This window comes from Pseudomonas sp. C321, assembly GCF_055407105.1.
The window spans coordinates 371,737-396,543 of sequence record NZ_JBUZRB010000004.1; the positions used below are offsets into that span (position 1 = coordinate 371,737).

Here is a 24,807-nt window from a genome sequence, read left to right on the forward strand (position 1 = left end):
CTCGGACTGTGGTGATCGGCCCAGCGGCATCAAAATAGTACAGCGATTAGTACATGTGTTTTATGGTTATTCAAAAATACTCAATAAAACATGGTGTTTTTGGCTTCAATTAGACTCCGGCTTCGGCACCATAATATTCAAGGGCTTGCGGGGTTTTACTGCTAGGCAAACTCTTTGTTTTTCCGCAATACTCTTCTCCTTTCCGCAATTCACTTCGTCGTCGTGACTTTTTTGCCAATGCGCTTGCGGATGTAGTTCTCAGTCATCACCACGGTTGTGTGCCCGAGCTGATCTTTGGCTTGCAGAATATCTGCGCTTGATTCCGCCTTATCGGTACCAGCCTTTGCTCGCAGGTCCCGCATCTGAAAGTCTGCCTTTTTTACGCCGGCAGCCTCCCTCGCAGCATCAAACCTCCCCTGTAACATACTGCTGGTCATAGGTTGCCCGTTGTCCATTACGATGAGTTTGCTTGATCGGATTTTATGACCAGCTTTCCTGACCAGTCACCACTGAACATGGTGGAACTGATCCCGCGATCCAAGCAATTCAGGATGTAGTGCCAGTCGCAGTCGGCGACGAACTCCGCAACGCTACGCGCCCCAGTAAGCATTCCAGCTGTTGTCCCAGCGGTTAATGGTGATCTTGCCCTGGGCGGTCTGGTAGTTCGGGTTGGATTCGGTCGGGCAGTCGCAGCGACCGAAGTCCTCGAGGAGCACTGTGATCGGGGCGAGCGGTGGAGCGCCGGTGATAACCAGCTTCGTTACCGTCGAGCGCTCAACCAGTAGCGGTGCGGCGATTTTGTTTTCTGTGGGCATGGGGGGAGCCTTGGCCGATGTTCGGCTACAGTAGGTAGGTCATCGAAATGGAGATCGAACATGCACTGCTTAATTTGCCAGGCGGCCTCTAAAGTTGTTCACATGGCAGGATGCTGGTCAGAGGTCAAATGCTCGACCGGGTGTGGACACTTTAGGGTCTCAGCGAACCTTGTTGCGAAGATGAAGTTCAAGAGCGAATTCTTTGACGTTGAACAAACAAGGCAATGGCTTGAGATGGCTCGGAGGGAGGGGCCATCGCCGTTGATATCGACCTACGATTACAGCGTTTCTTTGTTGAATCGCGCCACTCAAGAGCAATCTGATAGCTTGCCGAGTCGCTCTAGGAAATCGATGTCTTCGGAATAGATGAGCTTCTAACCTCGACCCACCGAAGCGCGATACTGCTTTAGGTGATCGGTTTGGGCTTATAGCCGATGGGCGTCGCTTCTTCGATATGGCCGCCACGGGCCAGGTACTTGGCGACCTGGGCCGCCAGTGCATCCGAGGCCGGGCGAAGGGCCTCTAGATGCGGGGGAAGGGGCCGGTCTTCATTCTGGCTTTGGATTTGGCTTTTTAGCCTTGTGGCTTGCTGTATTTCACATACGAATCATTGAGCCGACTCATGGTCTTACTTAGGGTGAGCGCTCTCCGAATCAAATTCTCGGGCAGTGACAACCATTGTATTGGCTGTGACCCTTGCTTTAAGGATGACAAATGAAGCGTGCAGTAATGATTTTCTTGGCGGTATCAAGCTTTATTCTGCTTGGCGGCTGCGGGCATCACCATGACGACGGAGAAAGGTACGATCGAGGCCATAATCAGGATCGTGGATACGACCGAGGGAATGATGATCGCGGGAGTGACCGTGGATACGATCGTCGTGACAATGATCAGCGGGATGATCGCAATCGCAATCGCGGTAGGGACCGTGACGATAGAGACAACTGACCCTTCTGGTTTGCCCTTCAGGGCGGGTTAATGCCTGCTCTGATCTCGCCTTCAGCTTCTGCGCAAACTACAGGCGCGGCAGAACGGCCCACGAGTGCCAGGCGACGCGCTCCATGCCTCACCACTCAGTCAGGCAATTCAACCTTGGTCCTTGTTATACGTCCGACCTTGACCTCATCCGCAAACGTCGCAAGCCGATCGGCATCCTCGTAGAGTTTCGCAATCAGCTTCAGGGCGGCTATCACCTCATCCCCCTGGCAACCCTTGGTGAGGTTGAGCACTTCGCTTGCAGATCGCTCAAGGCTAAACCCTATCTCTTTGAGTTCGCGGCGCAGGTCTTGGTTTTTTTTGGTGAGGGGCATAGGGGACTCCTACAGTTTTCGAGTGTTCCAGACCAGCAATACTCGAGCGTGGATATGCACCCGCTCAAGCAGGTCGCCTTCGATCAAGGTCGCTGGGTATACGGGGTTGTCTGAGACCATTCGCAATGAGCCGCCGGTCATGCGCTCATGCTGTCGCCATCACCTACAATGATCGCGAGGTTCTCAATTTTTAAGTACGACAGCCCCTGCATTTTCAGCCAATCAAGGTGGACAGTTATGCCTCTGATCACCTCGACATAGTCGGCTGGCGGCGTCGAATCGTATTCCCATAGGTAATACAGCTACAAGTGCCAATGGCATTTACTTTTAAAAATGCCATAGGTGATATTTCTGTATGAAGAACCACACAGATCGCTCCTATGAATATGCCAGCCGCAGTGCTTCACCCGCAGTGATGCAGGGTGTTCAAGCTCTGCGGCAGCAGTGATTAACCGTCGTTCAATCCAGATCGCTGGCTTGATGTCGTTCCGCTACCTGGCTCGCTTCCTCGCCCCAGGTCCGGTTGACTCGCTGTCCACGGATGACGGCCGGTCGATTGGCGATTTCCTCGGCCCAACGTTGCACATGGGTGTATTGATCCACGCAAAGAAATTCGCCGGCCCCATACAGACCACCCCGTACCAGCAGGCCGTACCAAGGCCAGATTGCTATGTCGGCGATGGTGTAGCTGTCGCCGGCAATGTATGGACTCTCGCTGAGACGCTGGTCGAGAACATCCAACTGGCGTTTCGTCTCCATGGTGAACCGATTGATCGGATATTCGAGCTTCTCCGGTGCGTAGGCATAGAAATGCCCGAACCCGCCGCCCAGGTAGGGCGCTGCGCCCATTTGCCAGAAAAGCCAGTTCAGCGTTTGCGTGCGCCCGGCTGGATCAGCGGGCAGGAATTGGCCGAATTTTTCCGCCAGGTAAAGCAGGATTGAGCCGGATTCAAATACCCGAATCGCAGGTTCCACGCTACGGTCCAGCAGCGCCGGGATTTTCGAGTTGGGGTTGATCTCGACGAAGCCACTGGAGAACTGGTCCCCTTCGTTGATGCGTATGAGCCACGCGTCGTACTCGGCGTCGACATGCCCCAGTAACAGCAACTCCTCAAGCAATATCGTTACCTTCGCGCCATTGGGTGTGCCCAAGGAATAGAGCTGCAACGGGTGCTTGCCGATGGGCAGTGCTTTTTCGTGGGTTGCTCCCGCCGTTGGCCGATTGATGTTGGCAAACTGGCCTCCCGACGGCACGTCGTGCTGCCAGACCTTGGGGGGGACGTAAGGTGTTTTGCTCATAGGGTGAAATCTCCTGGTTCAGGCGCTGTGATCACAACGCTCTGCGCGCGCCGATGATGGCGTGATTGTATTCGCCAGTGATGGCAGCTCAGGCCGGGGCGAGGCTGCAAGCCATGAGCACCATCGGGATCGCGGCGATGTCGGTACTGAAAGGAATCTCTGCCCGGACCTCAAAGCCCCGGCGCTCATAGAAACGCTGGGCGCTGATATTGGTCTTGAGCACTTCAAGCCACAGCAGTCGCTCCTGACGGTTTTGCGCAAGCTGCCAAATGAACTGCAGAAGGTGCTTGCCGTAGCCCTTGCCGGCCTGGGATTGAACAAAATAGATTTTTTGCAGTTCGGCGCCGGTCTCGTCGCTGCCAGGCATCGCCTTGGCCCAGTTCACTTTGGCAAAACCTACGGCGCTGTCGTGCTCGTCGAAGGCCAGAAACCAGCCATGCCGGTCAGGTGACCCAAGGGTTTGTCGCAGGGCCTGAATGGCGAAGTCTTTGTCCAGAAACGTCTGCATGCCCGCCGGACTCCAAATCGTCGAGAAGTGCTCTGTATAGGTCTGGATGCCGATATCACGCAGTAGGGGAATATCGTTGATAGTCGCTTCTTTAATCCTGATCATCTTGCTATCTCCATGAGTGAGCTGCGCGACGTTAAGAAAAGTTAACCGGTGCGACGTTCGGTAGGCTGCATCACCTCACCCAGGTGTATGGTCGTTCAGGCAACGCCTGGATTATCTCTGGATTGAGGGAGGTGACTATGAGCGCTCCAATGTTGAACAAGATGCATCTTAACGGCTATGAAATCGTCCGGGTCAATAGTGGCCCCTGGCGGGTGTGTACCAGGGATGACCGTTTGGCGTCCTTTGGCTCCCGTGAGCAGGCGCTGGCTTATGCGGCGGCGCTGCCGGGGTACAAGGCGCGTCCAAGGCCTGCGTCAGGCAACGATTGAACCACCGTAAAACCCATCATCAGCCTCGGCACTCCCGGGGCTTTTTTGTGCGAGTTGATCCGGGACTAGGCGACGAGAAGATTTTTGGCGGATCATTCGCGCACTGTTAGCTCCTTTTTGATAGGAAAACCCGATGTCCCTGGCTACGTTGTTTGTCTTCGTCATGATGAGCGCGGCAATTATCGCGATTCCTGGCCCGACGGTGTTATTGGCGCTGCAGAACGGGTCGCGCCATGGTTTGAGGGCGGCAATCTGGGGCATGGCGGGCGCGGTGCTTGCCGATGCGCTGCTGGTCACGGCGGTGGCGTGTGGGCTGGGGTTGCTGCTGGCGGCCAGCGAAGGGTTGTTTCAAGCGCTGAAATGGATGGGGTCGGCGTATCTGATCTGGCTGGGCTGGCAGATGCTGCGCGCCCCGCAATCGGCGTTGCCGGTGGTGGGCGAGGGCGATGAGCCGGGCGCTCGCTCGGCAATCATTTTCACCCGCAGTTTCCTGGTGGCGATTTCCAATCCCAAGGCCCTGTTGTTCATGTCGGCCTTCCTGCCGCAGTTTGTCGACAGCGCTCAGCCCCAATTGCCGCAGTACGCCTGCCTATTGCTGGTGCTGTGTGTGCTGAACGTTAGCACCATGACATTTTATGCCGTGTGCGGGGCACGCCTGTTGAGTCGCTTGCGGCCCGCGCACTTGCAGCGTTTCAATCGGGGCGCCGGTGGCTTGTTGATGACGATGGGCGTGTTGCTGGCAGCCTATCGTCGTGCCCCTGCGCCATGATCTACACGAATGGCTGCCCGCGGAAACCCCGCGGCAGGCGTTGTAGCCCTGGCAGATCCGTCAAGCGTTGTGTCCATGCGCTGCGCCAGTCATTTGCGGCCGGGTTGGCCCTGGATTTGCGCGCGACACGGCGAGCGGCGTTGCGTTGGATGCGGCGGGCTTCCTTGTAGGCTTCGGTGTTGCGGCAGGTGCGGCATTTAACCCGGTTCAGCTCGATGCTGGACGTGAGGTTGTTACCGTGATGGCCGCAAGCCAAATGCCCGGCGACCTTGAAGTGAGTGACCATGAAAGCGTCTCCTTCTTTGAGGGTACGCGGCATCTGCAATCTGTTGATGCACGCGGTCAGGGCGCGGCATTGATAAACACTGCACTCTTGCTTTTTCGACCGCTGGCGCGGCGTGACGTTCGCCGCTGACCCAAAATGTGCCTGGCGCGGACTTCCGGCGACCTGTTCAAGGCCCCGACGTAGACGCTATCCTGCGCGCAACCCGAATCATAAAAAGGAATGCGTGATGAGCGTCGATACGATCTCTTGGGAAGGCGGCTGTCGCTGCGGGCAGGTACGCTTTACCGTCAGTTTGAAGCCGATTATTACCATGGCTTGCCATTGCACCGGCTGCCAGAAAATGTCCTCCAGCGCGTTCTCCCTGAGCGCCCTCGTTCCTGCTGACGGTTTTGCGCTCAACCAGGGCGAGCCCGTGATCGGTGGACTCCATGGCGAAGCCCGCCACTATTTTTGCCCGCACTGCATGAGCTGGTTATTCACCCGTCCCCAGGGGATAGATGACTTGATCAACCTGCGAGCGACCATGCTGGATGACGCCAGCGGCTATGTGCCTTTCATGGAAACCTGGACCAGCGAGAAGTTGCCGTGGGCGTCCACCCCTGCGGTCCGAAGCTTTGCGCAGCTTCCCGAGCCTGATGAGTTTCCTCGCCTGCTAAAGGCCTACGCAGAGCATTGTGCAGCCTGATCCTAATCGACGAGGCCTACCAGGTCGGTATCGCCGATGTCCTGGCCGGCTTGTGAGAGCAGGGTGCTTACCTGGCCTCGGTGATGGGTCTGGTGGTTGAAGAAGTGGCTGATCAGGCTGTAGAAATTCTTTTCGGCCGTAATGCCCGCCATGTTGCGGTAGTGCAGGTGCTGGTCCAGATCTGGTTCGCTGATGGCGTTCGCCCAATCGATAATGATCCCGTCGAGCCAGGCGCGATGGGCCGACAGTTCGCGGATATTGGCAAATGTCACCTGATCCAGTCGTTGCGGGACATCCAGTGTGTTCAGCGGCGCCAGGGAGGTGTAGTCGGCCGGGTGCAGGGCAAAGCGCTTGAGCCAGACGGTATCCCCCAGCGCCAAGTGGTTCAGCGTGCCGAAGATGGAGCCGAAGAAGGCACCTCGGTCAGCCAGCAGATCGTCGTCGCTCAGGCGGCTGGCCGCCTCGTAGACCTTGCGGTTCATCCACTGGTTATAGGTCGCCATCAGGGCAACATGTTGGGTGCGATTCATGCAGGTTTTCCTGGGTGGCGTGCGCTGAATGTGGCGAGGCCATGATAAGGCGGCCGAGGTGATGGGCGATACAGAACAGGGCCTGCCGGGCGGTCATGGCATTATGTCCAAGGCGGGCTATTGTTGCTTGTCTGGAATATAGCCCGAAGGAGGGCATCACCATGAACACCGGCAATCTACTGGAACAGCTGTTGCGAGCAGGCCAAGCCTCGATGGCCCAGCAGGGTAGTTCGGCGGCACCCCAGGGCGGTGTTGGCGGCCTCGGCGGGTTGGGTGGTTTGCTCGGCGGTTTGCTGCGTGGAAGCGGTTCCGGTTCTGCCGGTGCCGGTGCCGCGTCGGGCGGCGGCCTGGGGGATTTGCTTGGCGGCCTGGGTGGAATGCTCGGTGGCGCACGGGCTGGCGGTGCGGCTCAGGGGCGTTCCGGCGGCACCAACTATACGGCCCTGGCCTCGCTGGGGATGATGGCTTTTCAGGCGTATCAGGCCTGGCAACGGCAGCAGGCGTCTGCGCCGCAGCAGGCGTTGCAGACCGTTGATCAACTGTCCGAGTCCCAGGTCGAGGAGCACAGTCACGCGGTCCTGCGGGCACTGATCGCGGCGGCCAAGGCCGACGGCCGGATCGATGATCAGGAGAAACAGAGGATTTTAGCCGAAGTCGGTCGCCATACCGATGACCCGCAATTGCAGCAATGGCTGGATGCTGAGGTCGCCCGGCCATTAGATGCGGCAGATTTTGCCGAGTTTGCCCAGGACCCTGCCGTGGCTGCCGAGGTTTACCTGGCCAGTGTCTTGCTGGTGGACGATCAGCAGGACGCGGAGCGCAGCTACCTGGACGAACTGGCGAGCCAACTGCAGATTGACCCCGCGTTGCAGGTGCACCTGGAGCAGCAGGCCAAGGGACAGGTTTAACGATGTGTGGGCGGCGAGGGCGTACGGTTTCAAAACCGCACCGTAGCCCCCGTCGTCAGCCACTGGTCCCGATCCCCAATCAGGCTGCGCCCAACCACCAGGTCCACATCGACATCCCTCCCGATATGCACTCGAGGCCCGGCTTGCCAGGCCTGCTCGCCGCGCTGCTGGCCATAACGTTCGCCGATCAGGGTCAGCGAGTCTGCCAGGCTGTATTCAAACCCTGTGCCCCAGGTCAGGCGATGATTCTGCTCACCGTCATCATAGGCGTGGGCCCAGCCGGCATTGACGTTCAGTCGCAAGGCGTCCAGCGGTTGCCAGGTAAGCGGGAGGCTCAAGTCAGCACCGTCGAAGGAATGTCGGCGGTCCACGGCAAAATGCGCCGCAGCGGACAACGCGACCTCAATGCCCAGCTCTTGCCGTGACCACAGCTGCGCCTTGAGTTGCGGGCTGACCTGGGTTTGCGTATTGCTATCGTCGACGGCCGCGCCCCATTGCAGCCACGGCACCGCACCGGACGTGCAGGCAGCGGACAGGGTTGCGTTGTGAGTCGATGAATCATGGCGCTGGCGGGTAAACCAGCCGTCAACGTTGCATTCGCCGGGGGCATTGATCGCGCCATCGTCGACCTTATAGGCACCGCCGGCGGCGAAGGCCTTGGCGAACAGGCTCAGCACCAGAAGGCTGCCCAGGGTCGTGCCGACAACAATCAGGTTGCGCCGCAAGGCCCGTTGTCGGGAGGGCGGCAGGTGCTGGAAGGTGGCGTTGGCTTGTTGGCGTTGCCGGGTTCGGTATTTGGCAAAGCCATCAGGGCGCAGCGGCGTATTTTCGTGCATGGGTTCATGCTCCAGATAGGTAACTCAGTTTTCAACGGTCAGCACATGAATGCCGCAGTCCTTGGCTCGACTGACCAGCTCAGACGTGTCTTCGCCACCGGGCAGGGCGATGACGACATCGGGCCGGCTGTCCGCCAGCATGAACTGGTTGCGATGGCGTTCTGCCTGCTTGCCGTGCCGTTGCCAGTTAGGCGGATAACGCACCACATCGACGCTCGTTTCCCGAGCCCAGTCTTCCACTTCGCTGCCCAGATACTGGCTGCCTCCGTGGATCAACACGTGCACAGGGTGCAGGCGGTGATAGGCGTCCAGCACTTGGCGAGACATTTTTGTATCGGCGTAATGACGACCTGCACAGATCAAGACGCGCATGGTGATGTTCCTTGTGTAGAGCCTGCGCAGGCGGTGGTCATCCAGGGATAACCACCGCGTCCAGGGCAGGTTTTGATCAGTACCACTGCTTGAAGCGGCGGATGTAGATCGTCTTCATCAGTTGCGCCACGCAGCAGTAGCTGAGCAAGGTGCCCACCAGCCATGGGAAGTACGCCAGCGGCAACGGCTCCAAGCCCACCAGGGTGCCCAGGGGTGAGAACGGCACATAGATCCCTAGCGCGATGACGATGCAGGTCATCATGATCACCGGCCAGGCGGCGGTGCTTTGGAAGAACGGGATTTTGCGGGTGCGCAACATGTGCACCACGAGGGTTTGCGACAGCAGCCCTTCGATAAACCAGCCGGACTGGAACAGCGTCTGCATTTCCACGCTGTTGGCCGAAAACACGTACCACATCAGGGCAAAGGTGGTGATGTCGAAGATCGACGAGGTCGGCCCGATCCAGATCATGAAGCGCCCGATGTTTTTCGCATCCCACTTGCGTGGTTTGGCCAGGTATTCCTTGTCCATCTTGTCCCAGGGCAGGGCCAACTGGGAGATGTCGTACATCAGGTTTTGCAGCAGCAAGTGGATCGCCAGCATCGGCATGAACGGAATGAACGCACTGGCCACCAGCACCGAGAACACGTTGCCGAAGTTGGAGCTGGCCGTCATGTTCAGGTACTTCATGATATTGCCGAAGGTCTCACGGCCCGTGAGCACGCCTTCTTCCAGCACCATCAGGCTCTTTTCCAGAAGGATGATGTCGGCCGATTCCTTGGCAATGTCGGTGCCGCTGTCCACCGAGATACCGACGTCGGCATCGCGCAGCGCTGGTGCATCGTTGATGCCGTCGCCGAGAAAGCCCACAGTGTGGCCGTTGGACTGCAAGGCCTTGAGCACCCGGGATTTCTGCAGCGGGGTCAGTTTGGCGAAAATCGTACGCTCCTCGACCCGCAGCTTGAGAGTGGCGTCATCCATGGCCTCGACTTCCACGCCCAGCAGCGGTTCGCCCGGCTCCAGCCCGACCTGGCGGCAGATGGTGCGAGTGACTACGGGGTTGTCGCCGGTAAGCACTTTCACCGCCACGCCGATTTCCCGTAGCGCGGCGATGGCCGGGCCGGCGGTTTCTTTCGGTGGATCGAGGAACGTCAGGAAGCCACGCATCACCAGGTTGCGTTCATCGGTGGTGGTGTATTGGTTGCGCGCCAGGGCCTTGGGGATGTTGCGGGTCGCGACTACAAGCACCCGGAAACCATCCTCGTTGTAATCGTTGGCAATGGCCAGCAACTCTTCGCGGCGGCGGTCATCCAGGACGACAGCAACGTCACCTTCCATCACATGGGTAGAAATGCTCAGCATCTCCTCGACAGCGCCCTTGCACACCAACAGGTGATCGTCGTGGCTGTCCTTGACCACGATGGACAGGCGCCGGCGCACGAAGTCGAAGGGCAGTTCGTCGACCTTGCTGTAGGCAAACGGCACCTGGAACTTGGGATTGTGCTCCGAGAATTGCAGCACCGCCTGGTCCATCAGGTTCTTCATGCCGCTTTGGTGATGGCTGTTGAGCCAGGCCAGGGACAGCACCGAATCATCACGCTGGCCGCTGGCGTTGACGTGGTGCTCGAGGATGATTTTGTCCTGGGTCAGGGTGCCGGTCTTGTCGGTGCACAGCACGTCCATCGAACCGAAGTTCTGGATCGCATTCAGGCGCTTGACCACCACTTTACGCTTGGCCATGGCGTTGGCGCCCTTGGCCAGGTTGGCGCTGACGATCATCGGCAGCATTTCCGGGGTCAGGCCCACCGCAACGGCCAGGGCAAACATGAAGGCATCGCCCCAGTCGCCCTTGGAGAAGCCGTTGAGGAAGAACACGATGGGCACCATCACCAGCATGAAGCGAATCAACAGCCAGCTGACGCTGTTCACTCCCCGGTCAAACGCGGTCTGCGCCCTGGAGCCGACAATCGCCTTGGCCAACGAGCCGAAATAGGTGCGTGGCCCGGTCGCTACCACCACCGCCCGCGCTCGGCCGCTGACCACGTTGGTGCCCATGAAGCAGATGTTCGGCAAGTCCAGCAGGTTGCTCTGGTCTGCCACCTTGGAGGTGGCGGATTTTTGCGTGACATCCCCCAGAGTGTCGTATTTTTCCACCGGCAAGGCTTCGCCGGTCAGCACCGCCTGGCTGATAAACAGGTCGCGGGATTCAATCAGGCGAATGTCCGCCGGGATCATGTCGCCGGCCGACAGTTGCACGATATCGCCGGCCACCAGGTCGCGCATCGGCACTTCCCGCAGGGTCGGTTGGGCGCCGACTTGCTCACGCCGCAGCACGGTGGCGGTGGTGCGGACCATGGCCTTCAAGGCCTCGGCGGATTTTGCCGAGCGGTGTTCCTGCCAGAAACGCAGCAGGCTGCTGAGCATGACCATCGTCATGATAATGATGACCTTGGTCAGGTCGACCTCTTCACCCGCCTGCAGCGGTAGCCAGTAATCGGTGACGAAGCTGATGCCGGCCAAGGTCAACAGGACGTAGATGAACGGGTTGTTCAGTGCCTGGAGAAACTGCACGAAGGCGTGGGGCGGCTTGTCATGGGCGACCTCGTTGTAGCCTTCCCGTTGCAGGCGAGCGCTGGCGTCCAGTTCGGTCAGGCCGTCCTTGGTCGCCCTGACGTTGGCGAGGGTGGCCGAGAGGCCGTTTTGAGCTTCACGGGCAGCACGCATCGACAGTTTGGTGTCGGTGCCCGTGCTGTTTTTGTTCGGCAATTGTGTGGTTTTTACTGCGCTCATTGGATGTACTCCTGTCGCCAATTTTTCGACAAAACATACCCGGTACTTACCTGGTGACAGGCGAGCGAAAGCATGCCGAGTCGCTGACTTCGCGATCGGTTTAAATAAAGTGTTGGGTAACTTTCTAGAGGCCCGCTATAAGGTCGTTAGTTAACTAACGCGCAGCGGGCTACTACTGGCTTCGTCCATATAGAACTCCAGCGAATCAATTAGCGAATAATCAGAAAACAGCCTGTATCGCGACTGTTGACGTTTCCAGCCGGCTTACGCCGCGCGAGCGCCCACGTAGAGGCTCAGCATCAGGCTCGCTTGGACGAGCAGGCTGGAAAAATATCGACTCTGAGGGTCTTGAGGGTCGGCGTGATCCCATTGCTGGACCCGTTGGCCAGTCGTTGGGCAGATACGCCAGTGGGCCTGGGGATGGGCCGGGCTTACACGAGAGGAAGGGGTGACATAGGCCTTGCAGGTAGGGGAAAAGCCTACCGGCTCACGGCACAGCTTGGCACGCAGGGCCGAAGCCAGCGTGCGTAGATCAGGCAAAACAAGGAGTTGGAAGTTCATAACATGCCTCGGGACCGGACTGGCGCCGGATGAGGCAGTCACGTTGGAGCGTCAAGCTCTAGCGCAGCTTACCCGACCTGAAAGGCGAGTCCCGTCATTAACTGGGTTTGGCGCCCGATTCGCCGAATTCACGGTGATCGGACAGTGACTAGAGTTTGTGTCCATTGGCTTCTTTTGTGAGGTTTAAAAAATGGCCCGGATTGCAGGCACGGGCAATCTACTTAGGCAGTTACCGCTTGTCAACATTAAAAGAATTAATTTGTTGCTGGTTCAGGAATCATTCAGATAAGAGCCGCGCAGAAGTTGCAGTACATATAAGCCACTCATATACCGCGTAACACCAATAGTGTCAGATCGACCGTTGATTGACCCGTTGCGACAGTTCGTCGGCGCTTTCCTTGCGTTCCGAATAGCGGTCCACCAAGTCTGGTCGATCACGCAGTAGCAAAGTGAACTTTACCAACTCCTCCATCACGTCCACCACCCGGTCATACAGCGCCGAGGGCTTCATGCGGTCCTGGTCGTCGAACTCCATAAACGCCTTGGGCACCGACGACTGGTTGGGGATGGTGAACATGCGCATCCAGCGTCCGAGCACCCGCAGTTGGTTGACCGTATTGAAAGATTGCGAGCCTCCTGACACCTGCATCACCGCCAGTGTCTTGCCCTGGGTCGGGCGTACCGCGCCGAGGGCCAGGGGCACCCAGTCGATTTGTGCCTTGAACACCGCCGACATTGAGCCGTGGCGCTCTGGCGAGCACCAGACCTGGCCTTCGGACCATTGCATCAGTTCCAGCAGCTCCTGGACCTTAGGGTGGTCGCTGGGGGCATCGTCCGGCAGGGGCAGGCCCGATGGGTTGAAGATGCGTGTGTCGGCACCCAGGTGTTGCAGCAACCTGGCGGCCTCTTCCACCAGCAGGCGGCTGAAGGAGCGTGGACGGGTGGAGCCGTACAGCAACAGGATGCGCGGGCGGTTGTCGAGATCGCTGTTCAGGTGGCCAGACAACGTGGCGTTGAGATTGGGCAGGGTGCTCATGATGGACTCCGGTTACAGCACGGCGATATGGTCGAGTTCGGCCTTAAGCTCAGTGGGGCTAAGGCTGGAGAAAGGTAATGCGAAAAAGGCCCGGCAGCGGGTTTCGATGGTTTCCAGGGTGGCGTGGAAGGCCGCATTGATGTGCGCTTCATCGCTGTTGAGGTCTGAAGGATCTTCCAGGCCCCAATGGGCCTTGATCGCCGGGCCGAAATACACCGGGCAGGTTTCACCAGCGGCCTTGTCACAGACAGTGATCACGATATCCGGCGGGCTGCCTTCGAAGGCCTCGTTGCCCTTGCTGTACAGGCCTTCGGTGCTGATCCCTGCGGCTTCTAAGGTACTGAGGCTGCGGGGCAGCACCTGCCCCTTGGGGAAACTGCCGGAACTGATGGCGTGAAAACCTTCCGGGGCCAGGTGATTAAACAGCGCTTCAGACAGGATGCTGCGGCAGCTATTGGCGGTGCACATGAACAGCACTTTCATGACGGTTCTCCGTTAGATACTGAGGCGTAGAGCCAGGGCGGCGAGGGTGATCAACAGCACCGGCAGGGTCAGGACGATGCCGACCTTGAAGTAATAACCCCACGTGATATTGATGCCTTTGCGTGCCAGGATATGCAGCCAGAGCAGGGTGGCGAGGCTGCCGATAGGGGTGATTTTCGGGCCCAGGTCGCTGCCGATCACATTGGCGTAAATCATCGCCTCCTTGACCACGCCGACGGCGTGACTGGCCTCGATGGACAGCGCACCGATCAGCACCGTCGGCAGGTTGTTCATTGCCGATGACAGCAGTGCCGTCAGCAGCCCGGTGCCCAGCGCTGCGCCCCAGATGCCGTAGTGGGCGAAGGTGTCGAGCCAGGTCGCCAGGTAGTCGGTCAGCCCGGCGTTGCGCAAGCCGTAGACCACCAGGTACATGCCCAGGGAGAAGATCACGATTTGCCACGGGGCTTCTTTCAACACCTTGCGGGTGGAGATCTTGTGGCCCTTGGCGGCGATCACCAGCAGCAGTACGGCGCAGACGGCGGAGATCGCGCTGATGGGAATGCCCAGGGGCTCCAGGGCGAAGCAGCCGACCAACAGAATGCCCAACACCCACCAGCCGGCGAGGAAGGTGGCGCGGTCATGGATCGCGGTCGCCGGGTCGGCAAGGTCGGCGGGGTCGTAAGCCTGGGGGATGTCTCGGCGGAAGAACCACAACAGCACCGCCAGGGTCGCGGCGACGCTGACAAGGTTTACCGGCACCATCACCGCGGCATATTGGTTGAAGCCGATCTTGAAGTAGTCCGCCGAGACGATGTTCACCAGGTTCGACACCACCAACGGCAGGCTGGCGGTGTCGGCGATAAAGCCCGCGCCCATGACGAACGCCAGGGTTGCCGCTGGCGAGAAGCGCAGCGCCAGGAGCATCGACATGACGATGGGCGTGAGGATCAGCGCCGCGCCATCATTGGCGAACAGCGCCGATACCAGGGCGCCCAGCAGCACCATATAGGCAAACAGCCGACGACCACGACCACGGCCCCAGCGGGCAACATGCAGCGCCGCCCAGGCAAAAAAGCCGGCTTCATCCAGCAATAGGCTGATGATGATCAGCGCGACGAACGTGCCGGTGGCGTTCCAGATGATGTGCCACACCACCGGGATATCCGTCAGGCTGATAGCGCCACAGGCGAGGGCCAGGATCGCGCCCATTGTGGCGCTCCAGCCGACGCCCAGGCCCTTGGGCTGCCAGATGACCAGGACGATGGTGAAGATAAAAATGGCAATTGCGACAAGCATGAAACGCTCTCCGAGAAGTCAGCAGCAGGCGCTGGCCCGTTGTGGTCTGTCGCCCATTGCGCCGAGACGCTGTGCATCCATGTGCAGCCAGGCTTCATTGGCTTGTAGCGTGGCTTCCAGCACCGTTGTCACCCATTGCGGTAACGCTGGATTGAGGCGGTAATAGATCCATTGGCCCTGGCGGCGGTCCAGCAACAGCCCGCAACTGCGCAGTTGCGCCAGATGGCGGGAGATTTTGGGCTGGCTGTCGTCCAGAGCATGGATCAGCTCACAGACGCAAAGTTCGCCTTCGCGCAGGATCAGAAGCGCAACACGTGCGCGGGTGGCATCGGCCAGGCATTTGAAGACACTGGGTGGGGAAAAGAGATCTGACATGGACAGGGCTTTTTCATATTCGATAATTCGAATATACGGATATCCATATGTGCAAGTCAAAAGATGTTTCGATTGACCCACGTCAACGGCGCTGGAGTCGATGACAAGTGCTTGAAATTAAAATGAAACACAAATGTCCTAAAGTGCCTGCCCATCGGTTATTAAGGAAGAAACAGTGTGACCCGTGCTACTCGAAACCTGCGCAAAACTCTTGATTCTGTTGCGGACAACAATGAAACCGCGGCCTTTGACCTGATGCGCGCGGTGGAAAAACTCGGCGACGAAGTGTTGCGCCAGCGCCTGCTGAACACCATCCACCGCCTCAATCAGGATGCCCACGAACTGCGCGAAGCGCGTGATGCGGTGGAGCGGGTGTCGGTCAAGCTTGCCTGAAGCCCACGCATCAGCCCGGCTGTTGAGCAAGATCATTCAAGACAACCCATCCCGCCGCTGCCATGCTTGTCGACTGTCTGTCGATGAGCCTGTTGTCCATGCCTACTGCCTTGCCTCACTACGCCTTTGCCCGTGGCGCGATCGCGATCATGCCCTTATCCCTGGCCTGTGCCCCTTGGGGGCTGCTGGCCGGTTCCACGGCGATTGATGCCCAGTTCACCCCATGGGAAGCCCAGGGCCTGTCCACCATTGTGTTTGCCGGTGCCGCGCAGTTGGTGGCCATCGGTATGGTCAAGAGCGGTGCCAGCCTGATTTCCATTTTGCTGACCACCTTGCTGCTGACCTCTCAGCATCTGCTCTACGGCATGCACCTGCGTCCAACCTTGTCGCCGCTTAAGGCCCGGTGGCGCATGAGCCTGGGCTTTCTCTTGACCGACGAGTTTTTCGCCCTGGTCAGCCAATATGACCGCCAGACCTTCAATCGTTGGTATGCCCTAGGCGTAGGGCTGACGTTCTACCTGATCTGGAATCTGTTTACCTTCGCCGGCATTGTGCTGGGCAAAAGCATTCCTGGCCTTGATCAACTGGGCCTGGAGTTTTCCATCGCTGCCACCTTTATTGCCTTGATCACTCCCGTGGTGCGTGATGTGCCGACGGTGGTTTGCGTTGCGGTGTCATTGCTGTGTTCGGTGCTGCTGAGCTACTGGCAGTGGGAGTCAGCAGTGGTGGTGGCTGGTCTTTTGGGGATGAGCGTGGGTTATGCCTGCAAACGCCTGGGAGTAGGGCAACAATGATCTTTGTGATGATTTTTGGCATGGGCCTGATCGTGTTCCTCAACCGCTACCTGTTCCTCGAGCCGCGTCTGCCGGTGCGCCTGAACCGTGGCGCGCGGGAGTTTCTCGGCTTTGCGGTGCCAGGCATGCTGACCGCCATTTGCGGCCCGATCATTTTCCTGGCCGACCACAAGCTTAATCTGAGCCTGGACAATCCCTACCTGCTGGCCGGAGTGTGTGCGATGGCGCTGATGTTCTGGACCCGCAGCGTGTTGATCACGGTGTTGCTGAGCATGGCGCTGTTTTACCTGTTTCGCTGGTTGCTCTGAGCGCCCATCGCAGGCAAAAAAAAGCCCGCGGGAGGGCGGGCAGAAGGGAGGCTTCTAAAAATGAGCCTGCCCAATATAGAGGGCGAAGTCTCCCATTACAGTGAAACAAACTTCATCTGCAAGACAGGTTGACGATAGCTTTCATTCGCCCATGCAGGCGAAAAGCTGATGGTCGTCGATGAGTCAGAGTCAGGAATGCCGCCCGAGCGAGCGGCAGAGTTGTATCAGTTTTTCGCGTTGAGTTTGCGCAGTTCGTCGTAAGTCGCCGACTGGACGAACCAGAAGCCGGAGATGATGCACCAAATCAGGGTGCCGCCTATCAGGGCGCCCAAACCTGCCAGAAAACTCTGGCTGAACATCACCACCAGGCCTGTGATCCACAGGAACGCCAGTGCGATGTAGAGAACGGTATTGTTAACGCCGATGACGAAATCTTTCATGAGGCTTCCTTTCTAGGTAGTGTCCCGCTGGCCTCATCAGTGAGGTCCAGCGTCGGCATCATAATGCCATACCTTACGTGCATGCCACCTTGACCGCAGGTGATGCACCCATTGTTCAACAGGAGAACCCCATGATTGTTACCACCACCCACACCATCGCCGGGCGTGAGATCGTCGAGTACCTCGACATTGTCAGCGCCGAATCGGTACAAGGCATTAATGTGGTACGAGATCTGTTTGCCGGGATGCGGGATTTTTTCGGGGGGCGCTCGCAAACGCTTGAGCGGGCGTTGAAGGAAGCGCGCATCCAGGCCACCGACGAAATCAAGCAGCGGGCGCATAGCCTGCAAGCGGATGCGGTGGTAGGTCTGGATTTTGAGATCAGCATGCCCGGCGGCGGACGCGGGGCGATGCTGGTGGTGTTTGTTACCGGGACGGCAGTGAAGCTGAAATAACCCCGGTTACTTCTTGTTGGCCTGGGCCTCGGCCGCCAGGCATTCCAAAGCGAACTGCTCGGTGTAGCTCATCTGGATCGGGGTGGTTTCGCCCTTGACCGTGCGCTCGCCGTCGAGGATGTAGCGGATGCGCTTGTCGGTGACGCCGATGCGCTTGGCAATCCACGAAGGTGTCTGGCCGATGCGGCTGATCAGCTTGTCGGCATAGTCGGTGGATGGGTTGTAGAGTTCGGCGTTGGGTGTCATTGGTTTTCCGGATAAAAGCGGGTTCACAAGTAGGCGACAGGGTGACGTAATAATCACTCGGTGTCGCCTGCTATGTCCGCACCAATGGTAGAGTCGCGTTTTTTCCAAGGAAGTAATGGCATGCGGATGGTGGTAATAGGCGCTTTGGTACTGGCATCACTGGCCGGTTGCGCGGGCTCAAAGATGAAAGACGCGCGTTCTGCCGCGCCTTACAAAACCCTGGCTTCGGACAAGGCCGCCCTGGTGGTTGCCCAATGCATCCAGTTTGGCTGGCAGGATGAGTCCGTATTTGGCGTCGATGCCGGTGGGTTCATGGAACCTGCCGAAGGCGGCGGCCACACGGTCTACACCACCGGTGGCGATTACTTTGTCGACGTGCGCGGCGCGGGCAACGCCACTACCGTCAACTATTACGCAGCCGAGGACAACTGGGCCGCCAAGCGTCGCCTTGCGGCCCTGGCGACTTGTCTGTAAGACATTACCTTAGAATTCTTCAGAAATTCCCGGCGGACACACCTCGGGCATTGCCTTAATATGGCCGCGCTCGCCTGGCGTCCTGGCTCTTTACCAGTACAAGGAAGTCGAGGCCAACGTCGGGTGGGCATCTGTTTCTTAAAGCCGCACTTAGCGCGGCATGTATCCCAGGTGCCAGCGTCGGGGAATCTTCAGCGACACCAGTCCCAGCAGAGCTGACAGCAAACCGCTGACCAACAGCGCACGAATGCCCATCTGCTGCTGCAGCAAGGCACCGATTACCGCACCCACAAACATGCCTGCCCAGGGAACCAGTTGCACTCGCCAGCCGTTCCTGCGCTCACCCAGCATCCAGCGCCCCAGCCCCCGGCCGAAACGCGACAACGCGCCGGTCACATAAGTCAGACCCACCGGCAAGCCGTTGACCTCTTCCACAGCGGCATTGAGCATGCCCATGGCGATGATCGCCGCCAGCAAGGCCGGCAGTTGATCGGCAAACGGCCACGCCGCCGCCCCACACAGCAGCGTGGCGATGCACAGCAACAGCGGCAAGGCGTGACGCTTGCTGACCCGGCTGAGGATCACACCCAAGGCATTGCCCGCGACAAACGTCGCCACCAGCAGCGTCAGGCGTGCGGTCAGGCCAAGGTCGCCTTCACTGATTGCCACCGCCAGGCGCGTGGTGTTGCCGCTCATGAACGAGACAAAGTCGCCGCTGGCCATGAATCCGATGGCGTCGGTCATGCCCGCCAGCACCGACAGGCTGGCCACCAGCATCATCCCGACACGGCCGCGCCATTTGTGCCGCTGCAGAAGGGCCGCATTGGCGTAAGGTTTGAGGGCGGAGGGCAGCACAGGCTTAGGTTCCTTGATGAGATTATCCGGCCACTACCGTAGGACGCTTTGATCCAGACTGCAATGACCTAGCTCACTTCAAAGTGCCAGCCATCCGCGTGCCAACTCAAACGATGGGTCGGGTTGAGTGCAGTGAGAAACACTTCGTCGTGGGAGACCGCAACCATCGCCCCGGTAAAATCCTGCAATGCTTGTTCAAAAGCGATCACTGATTCCAGGTCCAGGTGGTTAGTGGGCTCGTCCAATAGCAGCAGTTGCGCCGGCGTCTCGCGCCACAAGGCGACCGCCATCGCGGCCTTGAGTCGCTCCCCACCGCTGAGGTTGCCCACCGGTTGCGTCACCCGCAAGGCGTCCAGTTGCAGCAGTGCCAGGCGCGTGCGCAACTCGCTTTCTGTGAGCGGCGTATCGAGCCGTTGCAGATGCTCGACAATCGAGAGCGTATCGTCCAGCAGCGCCAGCCGCTGATCGATATAGGCACTGGGCACATGAACCCTGTATTCGCCGCTCAGCGGTTGCAATTGACCTGCCAGCAGCTTGAGCAAGGTTGATTTGCCGCAGCCATTGGGGCCGCTCACCGCCACGCGCATCGGGCCGATCAGGTTGAAACTCAGATAAGTGGTCGGTGCGTGGGCATCGAGCCAGGGCAACCGTGCCTGGTCCAGGGATAACACTTGGCGCCCGTTTGGCAGCGTGGTCCCCGGCAGGGATAGTAACGTTGGTGTCTCGTCCACCACCCGCGCGTGAGCCTGGCGCACGCGCTCATTGAGCTCATTCTTGTGCTGTACTTGGGCACTACGCGCAGTGCTGACGATTTCATTGGCGGCACCTTTCCAGCGTGACCGGGTGAGCGGGTCGACATTGGCGGTTTCTGCGTGCTTGCGGGCGCTGGCGGCGTGGCGCTGGACGCTGTCATGGTCTTTTTTCAGGCGTTTGCGTTCGCGGCTGCGGTCCAGGCGAGCATGTTCGAGGGCGGCCTGGGCGGCGTGTCGTTCGGTCTCGCGCTGCGCGCAAAAATCATCGTAGTTGCCGCTGTAGACCTGCGTGCCCAGGGGTGACAGTTCGATGATCCGCTCCAGAGTATTGAGCAACTGCCGATCGTGGCTGACCACGATCAGGCCTGCGCGCCAGTCGCCCAAGGTCTTGAGTAGCCAGTCGCGGCCAGCGCTGTCCAGATGGTTGGTGGGTTCGTCGAGAATCAGCAACTGCGGTTGGGACAAGAGCGCGCCGATCACCGCGACCCTGGCCAGTTGGCCGCCGCTGAGTTGCTCGGCCGGGTCTTCAACGTCGACCTCGGATAAATCCGCCCCATCCAATGCCTTGCGCAGGCGCTCGGCCAGGTCCCAGCGGTCGTCGACCAAGTCCAGGTCCTCGGCCGTCGCTTCACCCTTGGCCAGGCGCTGAAGGGCCGTGAGGACGTCTGCGCAGCGAGTCAGTTGGGCAACGGTTTGGCCGGGAAAGAGGGAAACCGTTTGTGGGACATAGGCCAGCCTGGCCGAAGACTTAAGCAGGCCGGAAGAGGGCACGAGCAAACCTGCAATCAATCGCGCGAGGATGCTTTTGCCCATGCCATTACGGCCGACAATCCCGGTGGGTGTGTGATCGAAAGTTAAGGTCAGGTCTTGCAGCAAGGTTTCGCCATTGGCGAACTGGAAACCCACGCGATGCAAAGAAACAAGTACAGGCAGCCGGTTGACGTCAGTCATCAGCACCTCCAAAAAATGTGGGGCAAGCCAACAAGCGCGCCAGGCGGCTCGTTGCGATTACATTTTGGAAGGCTTAGTTGTTCACGTCGGCGGTCGTCCTGCGATCAGAAAGGACCAACAGGGTAACGCACTTGGGTTTTTTCCTACAAGGATGCAGCCAGTTGTTCGAGAAACATCGCCAGCCCCACTTCCTCGACTTTCAAGCCTTTGCGCACCCGGGGCTTGGGCAGTTTCGCCAGCTCGCCTAGGCTGAAATACTCCAGCACGGCCGGGTGGATATAGCACTTGCGGCACACCGCCGGGGTATTGCCCAATTGCCTGGCAACGTCCTTGACCATCTCCACCACATGCTTCTTCGCCTCCGATTCAGGCTGCCAGGCCAACTTCCGCAACACCGCCAACGCCAGGGCGCTGCCGGCCCAGGTGCGGTAATCCTTGGCGGTGAAGTCGGTGCCGGTGAGGCTATGCAGGTACGCGTTGACGGCTGTGGAGCTGATCGTATGGCGATCGCCATTTTCGTCCAGGTATTGAAAGAGATCCTGCCCTGGCAATTCCAGGCAGCGCTTGATGACATTGGCCAGGCGCCGGTCCTTGACGGTGATCTGGTGCTCGATGCCGCTCTTGCCGCGAAACTGGAACAGGATCGCGCTGCCGCTGATGTCCACGTGTCGGGCGCGTAGGGTGGTCAGCCCATAGGAGCGATTATCCCGAGCGTATTGGCTATTGCCGACGCGGATAAGCGTGGCATCCAACAGCAGGACCACCGTGGCCAGGACTTTTTCGCGATTGAAACCGGGCGCGGCAATCTGCGCTTTCAGGTGTTTGCGCAGTTTCGGCAGGGCGTTGCCGAACGCTTGCAGACGGGAGTATTTATCGCTGTCGCGCACTTCGCGCCAGCGCGGGTGATAGCGGTATTGCTTGCGCCCCCTGGCATCGCGGCCGGTGGCTTGCAGGTGACCGCGCGGGTCGGAGCAGACCCACACGTCGGTATAGGCCGGTGGCACCGCCAGAGCGTTGATGCGCTTGACCTCGGCCGCGTCGGTGATGCGCTGGCCACGGGCATCGAAATACTGGAACGTGCCGCGTACTTTCTTACGGCTCAGGCCCGCCTGGGTGTTGTCAACGTAATGCAGGTCGCGGGGCAGGTCGGCAAGCAACGCAGGATCGGGCATGGGGCGAAGTCCTTGGCAACAAATCAGGCCGGTATGACTGATTGACCACCGCGGTTTGCGGTCGTGCCAATAGATTCCAACTGCTCACGCCAGCACCGCCACCGCCTTGATTTGCGCCCACAACGCCTGGCCTGGATGCAGTTGCAACTGGTCTCGCGAGAAGCGGGTGATGCGCGCCAGCAACGGCGTACCTGCCGCGTCGAGCCGCACCAATACATGGGCACTGTTATCGGCAGGGATTTCCTGGATCACGGTCACCGGCAGTCGATTGAGGATACTGCTGTGTTCCTCAGGCTGCAGGCTGAGGCTGACATCCCGGGCCTGGACTTTAAAGCGCAGGTGCTTGCCCAGGTCCAGCGGCGTATGGGCGACGCGTACCTGCAACTGGCTGTCGGGCAGTTGTAGGGTGAGCAACTGGTAGTGGTCGTCATAGGCGCTGACTGTGCCGTTGATCACCACCCCGGCATCGTCGCCAAGGGCCAGCGGCAGGTCGAGGCGGGCCAAGGTTTCGCCGATGGGGCCGCTGGCCAGGGCCTTGCCGTCGCTGAGCAGGACAATGTGATCGGCCAGCCTCGCCACTTCATCCTGGGCGTGGCTGACGTACAACACCGGAATCTCCAACTGGTCATGCAAGCGTTCCAGGTAGGGCAGGATCTCGCTCTTGCGTTTGCTGTCCAGGGCCGCCAAGGGCTCGTCCATCAACAGCAGGCGCGGGCTGGTGAGCAGGGCGCGGGCGATGCCGACCCGTTGGCGTTCGCCGCCAGACAAATGTTGGGGATGACGGTCGAGCAGGTGGCCGATGCCCAACAGTTCTGTGGCCTGGGCCATGTCCACTCGTCGTTGTGACCGGGGGATGCGTTTGAGGCCGAACTCCAGGTTGGCCAGCACCGACAAATGCGGGAACAGGCTGGCTTCCTGGAATACATAGCCGAGGGCGCGTTTATGGGGCGGGACAAATAACCCTTTGCGGCTGTCCTGCCACACCTCATCGTTGATCTGGATAAATCCATCTTCGGCCCGTTCCAGCCCGGCAATACAACGCAAACAGGTAGTTTTGCCGGAGCCGGAATGCCCGTAAAGCGCGGTCACCCCACGGCCAGGCAACTGCAGATCAAGATCCAGGGAAAAATCGGAATAGCTCAGTTGCAGGCGTACTTCAATCATCGACATCAACTCCAGCCTGCTTTGGTTTTACGGCTGGAGTAGAGCGCCAGCAACACCAGGAAAGAAAACACCACCATCGCCCCGGCGAGCCAATGGGCCTGCATGTACTCCATGGCTTCGACATGATCGTAGATCTGTACTGAGACCACCCGGGTCTTGTCGGGGATATTGCCGCCGATCATCAGCACCACGCCGAACTCGCCGACGGTATGGGCAAAACCGAGAATCGAGGCGGTGATAAAGCCCGGACGGGCCAGGGGCAGGATTACGCTGAAAAAAGTGTCCCAGGGATTGGCCCGCAAGGTCGCGGCCACTTCCAGCGGACGGGTGCCGATGGCGCAGAAGGCGTTCTGCAACGGCTGCACCACGAAAGGCATCGAGTAGATTACCGAGCCAATCACCAGGCCAGCAAAGCTGAAGGTCAAGGTGCCCAGGCCCAGCCATTGGGTGAACTGGCCGACATAGCCATTGGGGCCCATGGTCAGCAGCAGGTAGAAGCCAATCACCGTCGGCGGCAATACCAGCGGCAGGGCGACCACTGCACCAATGGGGCCGCGCCACCAGGAGCGGGTGCGCGACAGCCACAAGGCAATCGGCGTGCCGATGATCAACAGAATGGCAGTGGTCAGCGACGCCAGTTTCAGGGTCAGCCAGATTGCGGAAAAGTCGGCACTCGATAGGGGCATTTACAGGTGGTAACCGTAGGATTTAATAACGGCAGCGGCTTTCGGCCCTTTGAGGTAGTCAACCAGTGCCTTGGCAGCCGGGTTGTCCTTGCCTTTGTTGAGGATCACCGCGTCTTGTTTGATCGGGTCGTGCATGGTTTCTGGAACGATCCAGGCCGAGCCACTGCTGACTTTGCCGTCTTTATAGATCTGCGACAAGGCAACAAAGCCCACTTCGGCATTGCCGGTGGACACAAACTGATAGGCCTGGGTGATGTTCTGACCTTCGACGAGCTTGTCCTTGACCTTGTCGGTCAGGCCCAGCTTGGCTAGCACCTGGGTAGCGGCGAGACCGTAAGGCGCGGCTTTGGGGTTGGCGATGGACAGGTGCTTGTAGTCATTTTTCTTCAGTACGTCACCCTTGGCATCGACATAACCTTCCTTGGCCGACCACAGCGCCAAGGTACCTACGGCGTAAGTGAAGCGCGAACCCTTAACGGTATCGCCTTCGCTTTCGAGTTTTTGCGGGGTGGTGTCGTCGGCGCTGAGGAACACCTCAAACGGCGCGCCGTTCTTGATTTGGGCGTAGAACTGGCCGGTGGCACCGTAGGCGGCGACCAGTTTGTGGCCAGTGTCTTTTTCGAAGTCGGCGGCAATTGCCTGGATTGGCGCGGTGAAGTTGGCGGCCACGGCCACCTGGACTTCATCGGCCTGGGCCGAGCCGAAGGCAAAGAGGGCGATAAACGTTGCGAGGGTGGACGGGGCCAGGCGTGAAGCGCGAATCATCATGAAGCAGCTCCTTTGGGGGCCGCCTGTGGCGGCTTGTTATAGGCAGAGGGCTAAT

At 59.2% G+C, this 24,807-nt stretch carries 31 protein-coding genes and 2 pseudogenes; 9 read left to right on the top strand and 24 right to left on the bottom strand.

What is annotated here, in order from left to right; genetic code table 11:
* Positions 1 to 209 precede the first annotated feature (209 nt).
* From ACZRJ6_RS14460 to ACZRJ6_RS14485, 6 genes and pseudogenes are all read right to left on the bottom strand, one after another.
* Positions 210 to 503: pseudogene (locus ACZRJ6_RS14460) on the bottom strand (tyrosine-type recombinase/integrase); the annotation flags it as partial.
* A gap of 87 nt (positions 504 to 590) precedes the next feature.
* Positions 591 to 815: a hypothetical protein gene (locus ACZRJ6_RS14465; protein ID WP_463968630.1), complete on the bottom strand. Its 225-nt coding sequence runs from the start codon at positions 813 to 815 to the stop codon at positions 591 to 593.
* A gap of 1,073 nt (positions 816 to 1,888) precedes the next feature.
* Positions 1,889 to 2,125, bottom strand: coding sequence for a hypothetical protein (locus tag ACZRJ6_RS14470; RefSeq protein WP_463968629.1), 237 nt, complete (start codon positions 2,123 to 2,125; stop codon positions 1,889 to 1,891).
* 9 nt (positions 2,126 to 2,134) lie between these two features.
* Positions 2,135 to 2,394 (bottom strand): annotated as a pseudogene (locus ACZRJ6_RS14475) (S24 family peptidase); the annotation flags it as partial.
* A 190-nt stretch (positions 2,395 to 2,584) separates the two neighbouring features.
* Complete coding sequence (gene yghU, locus ACZRJ6_RS14480) at positions 2,585 to 3,424, bottom strand: glutathione-dependent disulfide-bond oxidoreductase (RefSeq protein ID WP_463968628.1); 840 nt, start codon at positions 3,422 to 3,424, stop codon at positions 2,585 to 2,587.
* An 88-nt stretch (positions 3,425 to 3,512) separates the two neighbouring features.
* A complete protein-coding gene (locus ACZRJ6_RS14485; RefSeq protein WP_463968627.1) occupies positions 3,513 to 4,037 on the bottom strand; it encodes an N-acetyltransferase family protein in 525 nt (174 codons plus the stop codon).
* A gap of 137 nt (positions 4,038 to 4,174) precedes the next feature.
* On the opposite strand from ACZRJ6_RS14485, the gene ACZRJ6_RS14490 reads away from it, so the two are divergent.
* Both ACZRJ6_RS14490 and ACZRJ6_RS14495 read left to right on the top strand, forming a co-directional pair.
* Positions 4,175 to 4,366: a DUF2188 domain-containing protein gene (locus ACZRJ6_RS14490; RefSeq protein ID WP_149414484.1), complete on the top strand. Its 192-nt coding sequence runs from the start codon at positions 4,175 to 4,177 to the stop codon at positions 4,364 to 4,366.
* A gap of 133 nt (positions 4,367 to 4,499) precedes the next feature.
* On the top strand, positions 4,500 to 5,135 hold the full coding sequence (locus tag ACZRJ6_RS14495; protein WP_463968626.1) for a LysE family translocator: 636 nt from the start codon (positions 4,500 to 4,502) through the stop codon (positions 5,133 to 5,135).
* A gap of 1 nt (position 5,136) precedes the next feature.
* Here the strand turns inward: ACZRJ6_RS14495 and ACZRJ6_RS14500 are convergent, their stop codons facing one another.
* Positions 5,137 to 5,421 carry a hypothetical protein gene (locus ACZRJ6_RS14500; protein ID WP_463968625.1) on the bottom strand — a complete coding sequence of 95 codons (285 nt, stop codon included), beginning with the start codon at positions 5,419 to 5,421 and terminating at the stop codon, positions 5,137 to 5,139.
* 226 nt (positions 5,422 to 5,647) lie between these two features.
* On the opposite strand from ACZRJ6_RS14500, the gene ACZRJ6_RS14505 reads away from it, so the two are divergent.
* A complete protein-coding gene (locus tag ACZRJ6_RS14505; RefSeq protein ID WP_463968624.1) occupies positions 5,648 to 6,106 on the top strand; it encodes a GFA family protein in 459 nt (152 codons plus the stop codon).
* Positions 6,107 to 6,108: 2 nt separating this feature from the next.
* Here ACZRJ6_RS14505 and ACZRJ6_RS14510 read toward each other — a convergent pair whose 3' ends face one another.
* Positions 6,109 to 6,636: a DinB family protein gene (locus ACZRJ6_RS14510; protein WP_463968623.1), complete on the bottom strand. Its 528-nt coding sequence runs from the start codon at positions 6,634 to 6,636 to the stop codon at positions 6,109 to 6,111.
* A 161-nt stretch (positions 6,637 to 6,797) separates the two neighbouring features.
* Here ACZRJ6_RS14510 and ACZRJ6_RS14515 point away from each other — a divergent pair, with 161 nt between their 5' ends.
* Positions 6,798 to 7,544 carry a tellurite resistance TerB family protein gene (locus tag ACZRJ6_RS14515; protein WP_463968622.1) on the top strand — a complete coding sequence of 249 codons (747 nt, stop codon included), beginning with the start codon at positions 6,798 to 6,800 and terminating at the stop codon, positions 7,542 to 7,544.
* Positions 7,545 to 7,573: 29 nt separating this feature from the next.
* Here the strand turns inward: ACZRJ6_RS14515 and ACZRJ6_RS14520 are convergent, their stop codons facing one another.
* The 8 genes from ACZRJ6_RS14520 to ACZRJ6_RS14555 form a co-directional block, all read right to left on the bottom strand.
* Positions 7,574 to 8,380 carry a hypothetical protein gene (locus ACZRJ6_RS14520; protein ID WP_463968621.1) on the bottom strand — a complete coding sequence of 269 codons (807 nt, stop codon included), beginning with the start codon at positions 8,378 to 8,380 and terminating at the stop codon, positions 7,574 to 7,576.
* A gap of 24 nt (positions 8,381 to 8,404) precedes the next feature.
* Entirely contained in the window at positions 8,405 to 8,752 is a 348-nt protein-coding gene (locus tag ACZRJ6_RS14525; RefSeq protein ID WP_149414477.1) for a DUF2493 domain-containing protein, read from the bottom strand.
* A gap of 76 nt (positions 8,753 to 8,828) precedes the next feature.
* Entirely contained in the window at positions 8,829 to 11,543 is a 2,715-nt protein-coding gene (gene mgtA / locus ACZRJ6_RS14530) for a magnesium-translocating P-type ATPase (protein ID WP_463968620.1), read from the bottom strand.
* A 264-nt stretch (positions 11,544 to 11,807) separates the two neighbouring features.
* A complete protein-coding gene (locus ACZRJ6_RS14535; protein ID WP_463968619.1) occupies positions 11,808 to 12,104 on the bottom strand; it encodes a hypothetical protein in 297 nt (98 codons plus the stop codon).
* A 349-nt stretch (positions 12,105 to 12,453) separates the two neighbouring features.
* A complete protein-coding gene (gene arsH, locus ACZRJ6_RS14540; protein WP_178114533.1) occupies positions 12,454 to 13,143 on the bottom strand; it encodes an arsenical resistance protein ArsH in 690 nt (229 codons plus the stop codon).
* 9 nt (positions 13,144 to 13,152) lie between these two features.
* Positions 13,153 to 13,623 (bottom strand): arsenate reductase ArsC, encoded by a 471-nt coding sequence (locus tag ACZRJ6_RS14545; RefSeq protein WP_463968618.1) that lies wholly within the window; start codon positions 13,621 to 13,623, stop codon positions 13,153 to 13,155.
* Positions 13,624 to 13,635: 12 nt separating this feature from the next.
* Complete coding sequence (locus ACZRJ6_RS14550) at positions 13,636 to 14,919, bottom strand: arsenic transporter (protein WP_149414472.1); 1,284 nt, start codon at positions 14,917 to 14,919, stop codon at positions 13,636 to 13,638.
* A gap of 18 nt (positions 14,920 to 14,937) precedes the next feature.
* Entirely contained in the window at positions 14,938 to 15,294 is a 357-nt protein-coding gene (locus ACZRJ6_RS14555; protein ID WP_463968617.1) for a metalloregulator ArsR/SmtB family transcription factor, read from the bottom strand.
* A 177-nt stretch (positions 15,295 to 15,471) separates the two neighbouring features.
* Here ACZRJ6_RS14555 and ACZRJ6_RS14560 point away from each other — a divergent pair, with 177 nt between their 5' ends.
* The 3 genes from ACZRJ6_RS14560 (at position 15,472) to ACZRJ6_RS14570 (ending at position 16,789) form a co-directional block, all read left to right on the top strand.
* Positions 15,472 to 15,687 (top strand): hypothetical protein, encoded by a 216-nt coding sequence (locus tag ACZRJ6_RS14560; protein WP_463968616.1) that lies wholly within the window; start codon positions 15,472 to 15,474, stop codon positions 15,685 to 15,687.
* 98 nt (positions 15,688 to 15,785) lie between these two features.
* Entirely contained in the window at positions 15,786 to 16,481 is a 696-nt protein-coding gene (locus ACZRJ6_RS14565) for an AzlC family ABC transporter permease (RefSeq protein ID WP_149414515.1), read from the top strand.
* A complete protein-coding gene (locus ACZRJ6_RS14570; RefSeq protein ID WP_463968615.1) occupies positions 16,478 to 16,789 on the top strand; it encodes an AzlD domain-containing protein in 312 nt (103 codons plus the stop codon). The genes ACZRJ6_RS14565 and ACZRJ6_RS14570 overlap by 4 nt, the downstream gene beginning before the upstream one ends.
* A gap of 224 nt (positions 16,790 to 17,013) precedes the next feature.
* On the opposite strand, the gene ACZRJ6_RS14575 is transcribed toward ACZRJ6_RS14570, so the two are convergent.
* Positions 17,014 to 17,229 (bottom strand): hypothetical protein, encoded by a 216-nt coding sequence (locus ACZRJ6_RS14575; RefSeq protein WP_133102696.1) that lies wholly within the window; start codon positions 17,227 to 17,229, stop codon positions 17,014 to 17,016.
* A gap of 131 nt (positions 17,230 to 17,360) precedes the next feature.
* Here ACZRJ6_RS14575 and ACZRJ6_RS14580 point away from each other — a divergent pair, with 131 nt between their 5' ends.
* Positions 17,361 to 17,684, top strand: coding sequence for a YbjQ family protein (locus tag ACZRJ6_RS14580; protein ID WP_463968614.1), 324 nt, complete (start codon positions 17,361 to 17,363; stop codon positions 17,682 to 17,684).
* Between the two features lie 6 nt (positions 17,685 to 17,690).
* Here ACZRJ6_RS14580 and ACZRJ6_RS14585 read toward each other — a convergent pair whose 3' ends face one another.
* On the bottom strand, positions 17,691 to 17,930 hold the full coding sequence (locus ACZRJ6_RS14585; protein WP_133102694.1) for a hypothetical protein: 240 nt from the start codon (positions 17,928 to 17,930) through the stop codon (positions 17,691 to 17,693).
* A 120-nt stretch (positions 17,931 to 18,050) separates the two neighbouring features.
* Between ACZRJ6_RS14585 and ACZRJ6_RS14590 the strand changes: the two genes are divergently transcribed.
* On the top strand, positions 18,051 to 18,404 hold the full coding sequence (locus tag ACZRJ6_RS14590) for a hypothetical protein (protein WP_149414467.1): 354 nt from the start codon (positions 18,051 to 18,053) through the stop codon (positions 18,402 to 18,404).
* Positions 18,405 to 18,554: 150 nt separating this feature from the next.
* On the opposite strand, the gene ACZRJ6_RS14595 is transcribed toward ACZRJ6_RS14590, so the two are convergent.
* The 6 genes from ACZRJ6_RS14595 to modA all read right to left on the bottom strand — a co-directional run bounded on the left by ACZRJ6_RS14595 (position 18,555) and on the right by modA (position 24,752).
* Positions 18,555 to 19,259, bottom strand: a complete 705-nt coding sequence (locus ACZRJ6_RS14595; RefSeq protein ID WP_463968613.1) for a YoaK family protein — start codon at positions 19,257 to 19,259, stop codon at positions 18,555 to 18,557.
* Positions 19,260 to 19,327: 68 nt separating this feature from the next.
* Positions 19,328 to 20,962 carry an ABC-F family ATP-binding cassette domain-containing protein gene (locus tag ACZRJ6_RS14600; RefSeq protein WP_463968612.1) on the bottom strand — a complete coding sequence of 545 codons (1,635 nt, stop codon included), beginning with the start codon at positions 20,960 to 20,962 and terminating at the stop codon, positions 19,328 to 19,330.
* 143 nt (positions 20,963 to 21,105) lie between these two features.
* The gene (locus tag ACZRJ6_RS14605; RefSeq protein WP_463968611.1) at positions 21,106 to 22,134 is read right to left on the bottom strand and encodes a DNA topoisomerase IB; all 1,029 of its coding nucleotides are present in this window, start codon (positions 22,132 to 22,134) and stop codon (positions 21,106 to 21,108) included.
* Between the two features lie 84 nt (positions 22,135 to 22,218).
* Positions 22,219 to 23,304: a molybdenum ABC transporter ATP-binding protein gene (gene modC, locus ACZRJ6_RS14610; RefSeq protein WP_463968610.1), complete on the bottom strand. Its 1,086-nt coding sequence runs from the start codon at positions 23,302 to 23,304 to the stop codon at positions 22,219 to 22,221.
* Positions 23,304 to 23,984, bottom strand: a complete 681-nt coding sequence (modB, locus tag ACZRJ6_RS14615) for a molybdate ABC transporter permease subunit (RefSeq protein ID WP_463968609.1) — start codon at positions 23,982 to 23,984, stop codon at positions 23,304 to 23,306. The genes modC and modB overlap by 1 nt, the downstream gene beginning before the upstream one ends.
* The gene (gene modA, locus ACZRJ6_RS14620) at positions 23,985 to 24,752 is read right to left on the bottom strand and encodes a molybdate ABC transporter substrate-binding protein (RefSeq protein WP_463968608.1); all 768 of its coding nucleotides are present in this window, start codon (positions 24,750 to 24,752) and stop codon (positions 23,985 to 23,987) included.
* Positions 24,753 to 24,807: the final 55 nt, after the last annotated feature.

Coding starts and splice junctions, on each gene's coding strand:
- ACZRJ6_RS14600 (WP_463968612.1), bottom strand. CDS start 20,962: ATGACTGACGTCAACCGGCTGCCTGTACTTGTTTCTTTGCATCGCGTG.
- ACZRJ6_RS14490 (WP_149414484.1), top strand. CDS start 4,175: ATGAGCGCTCCAATGTTGAACAAGATGCATCTTAACGGCTATGAAATC.
- ACZRJ6_RS14470 (WP_463968629.1), bottom strand. CDS start 2,125: ATGCCCCTCACCAAAAAAAACCAAGACCTGCGCCGCGAACTCAAAGAG.
- ACZRJ6_RS14555 (WP_463968617.1), bottom strand. CDS start 15,294: ATGTCAGATCTCTTTTCCCCACCCAGTGTCTTCAAATGCCTGGCCGAT.
- ACZRJ6_RS14515 (WP_463968622.1), top strand. CDS start 6,798: ATGAACACCGGCAATCTACTGGAACAGCTGTTGCGAGCAGGCCAAGCC.
- ACZRJ6_RS14510 (WP_463968623.1), bottom strand. CDS start 6,636: ATGAATCGCACCCAACATGTTGCCCTGATGGCGACCTATAACCAGTGG.
- ACZRJ6_RS14495 (WP_463968626.1), top strand. CDS start 4,500: ATGTCCCTGGCTACGTTGTTTGTCTTCGTCATGATGAGCGCGGCAATT.
- ACZRJ6_RS14500 (WP_463968625.1), bottom strand. CDS start 5,421: ATGGTCACTCACTTCAAGGTCGCCGGGCATTTGGCTTGCGGCCATCAC.
- ACZRJ6_RS14485 (WP_463968627.1), bottom strand. CDS start 4,037: ATGATCAGGATTAAAGAAGCGACTATCAACGATATTCCCCTACTGCGT.
- ACZRJ6_RS14575 (WP_133102696.1), bottom strand. CDS start 17,229: ATGAAAGATTTCGTCATCGGCGTTAACAATACCGTTCTCTACATCGCA.
- ACZRJ6_RS14535 (WP_463968619.1), bottom strand. CDS start 12,104: ATGAACTTCCAACTCCTTGTTTTGCCTGATCTACGCACGCTGGCTTCG.
- ACZRJ6_RS14580 (WP_463968614.1), top strand. CDS start 17,361: ATGATTGTTACCACCACCCACACCATCGCCGGGCGTGAGATCGTCGAG.
- ACZRJ6_RS14550 (WP_149414472.1), bottom strand. CDS start 14,919: ATGCTTGTCGCAATTGCCATTTTTATCTTCACCATCGTCCTGGTCATC.
- ACZRJ6_RS14590 (WP_149414467.1), top strand. CDS start 18,051: ATGCGGATGGTGGTAATAGGCGCTTTGGTACTGGCATCACTGGCCGGT.
- modB (WP_463968609.1), bottom strand. CDS start 23,984: ATGCCCCTATCGAGTGCCGACTTTTCCGCAATCTGGCTGACCCTGAAA.
- modA (WP_463968608.1), bottom strand. CDS start 24,752: ATGATGATTCGCGCTTCACGCCTGGCCCCGTCCACCCTCGCAACGTTT.
- mgtA (WP_463968620.1), bottom strand. CDS start 11,543: ATGAGCGCAGTAAAAACCACACAATTGCCGAACAAAAACAGCACGGGC.
- modC (WP_463968610.1), bottom strand. CDS start 23,304: ATGTCGATGATTGAAGTACGCCTGCAACTGAGCTATTCCGATTTTTCC.
- ACZRJ6_RS14570 (WP_463968615.1), top strand. CDS start 16,478: ATGATCTTTGTGATGATTTTTGGCATGGGCCTGATCGTGTTCCTCAAC.
- ACZRJ6_RS14565 (WP_149414515.1), top strand. CDS start 15,786: ATGCCTACTGCCTTGCCTCACTACGCCTTTGCCCGTGGCGCGATCGCG.
- ACZRJ6_RS14585 (WP_133102694.1), bottom strand. CDS start 17,930: ATGACACCCAACGCCGAACTCTACAACCCATCCACCGACTATGCCGAC.
- ACZRJ6_RS14465 (WP_463968630.1), bottom strand. CDS start 815: ATGCCCACAGAAAACAAAATCGCCGCACCGCTACTGGTTGAGCGCTCG.
- ACZRJ6_RS14545 (WP_463968618.1), bottom strand. CDS start 13,623: ATGAAAGTGCTGTTCATGTGCACCGCCAATAGCTGCCGCAGCATCCTG.
- ACZRJ6_RS14605 (WP_463968611.1), bottom strand. CDS start 22,134: ATGCCCGATCCTGCGTTGCTTGCCGACCTGCCCCGCGACCTGCATTAC.
- ACZRJ6_RS14525 (WP_149414477.1), bottom strand. CDS start 8,752: ATGCGCGTCTTGATCTGTGCAGGTCGTCATTACGCCGATACAAAAATG.
- ACZRJ6_RS14520 (WP_463968621.1), bottom strand. CDS start 8,380: ATGCACGAAAATACGCCGCTGCGCCCTGATGGCTTTGCCAAATACCGA.
- ACZRJ6_RS14505 (WP_463968624.1), top strand. CDS start 5,648: ATGAGCGTCGATACGATCTCTTGGGAAGGCGGCTGTCGCTGCGGGCAG.
- yghU (WP_463968628.1), bottom strand. CDS start 3,424: ATGAGCAAAACACCTTACGTCCCCCCCAAGGTCTGGCAGCACGACGTG.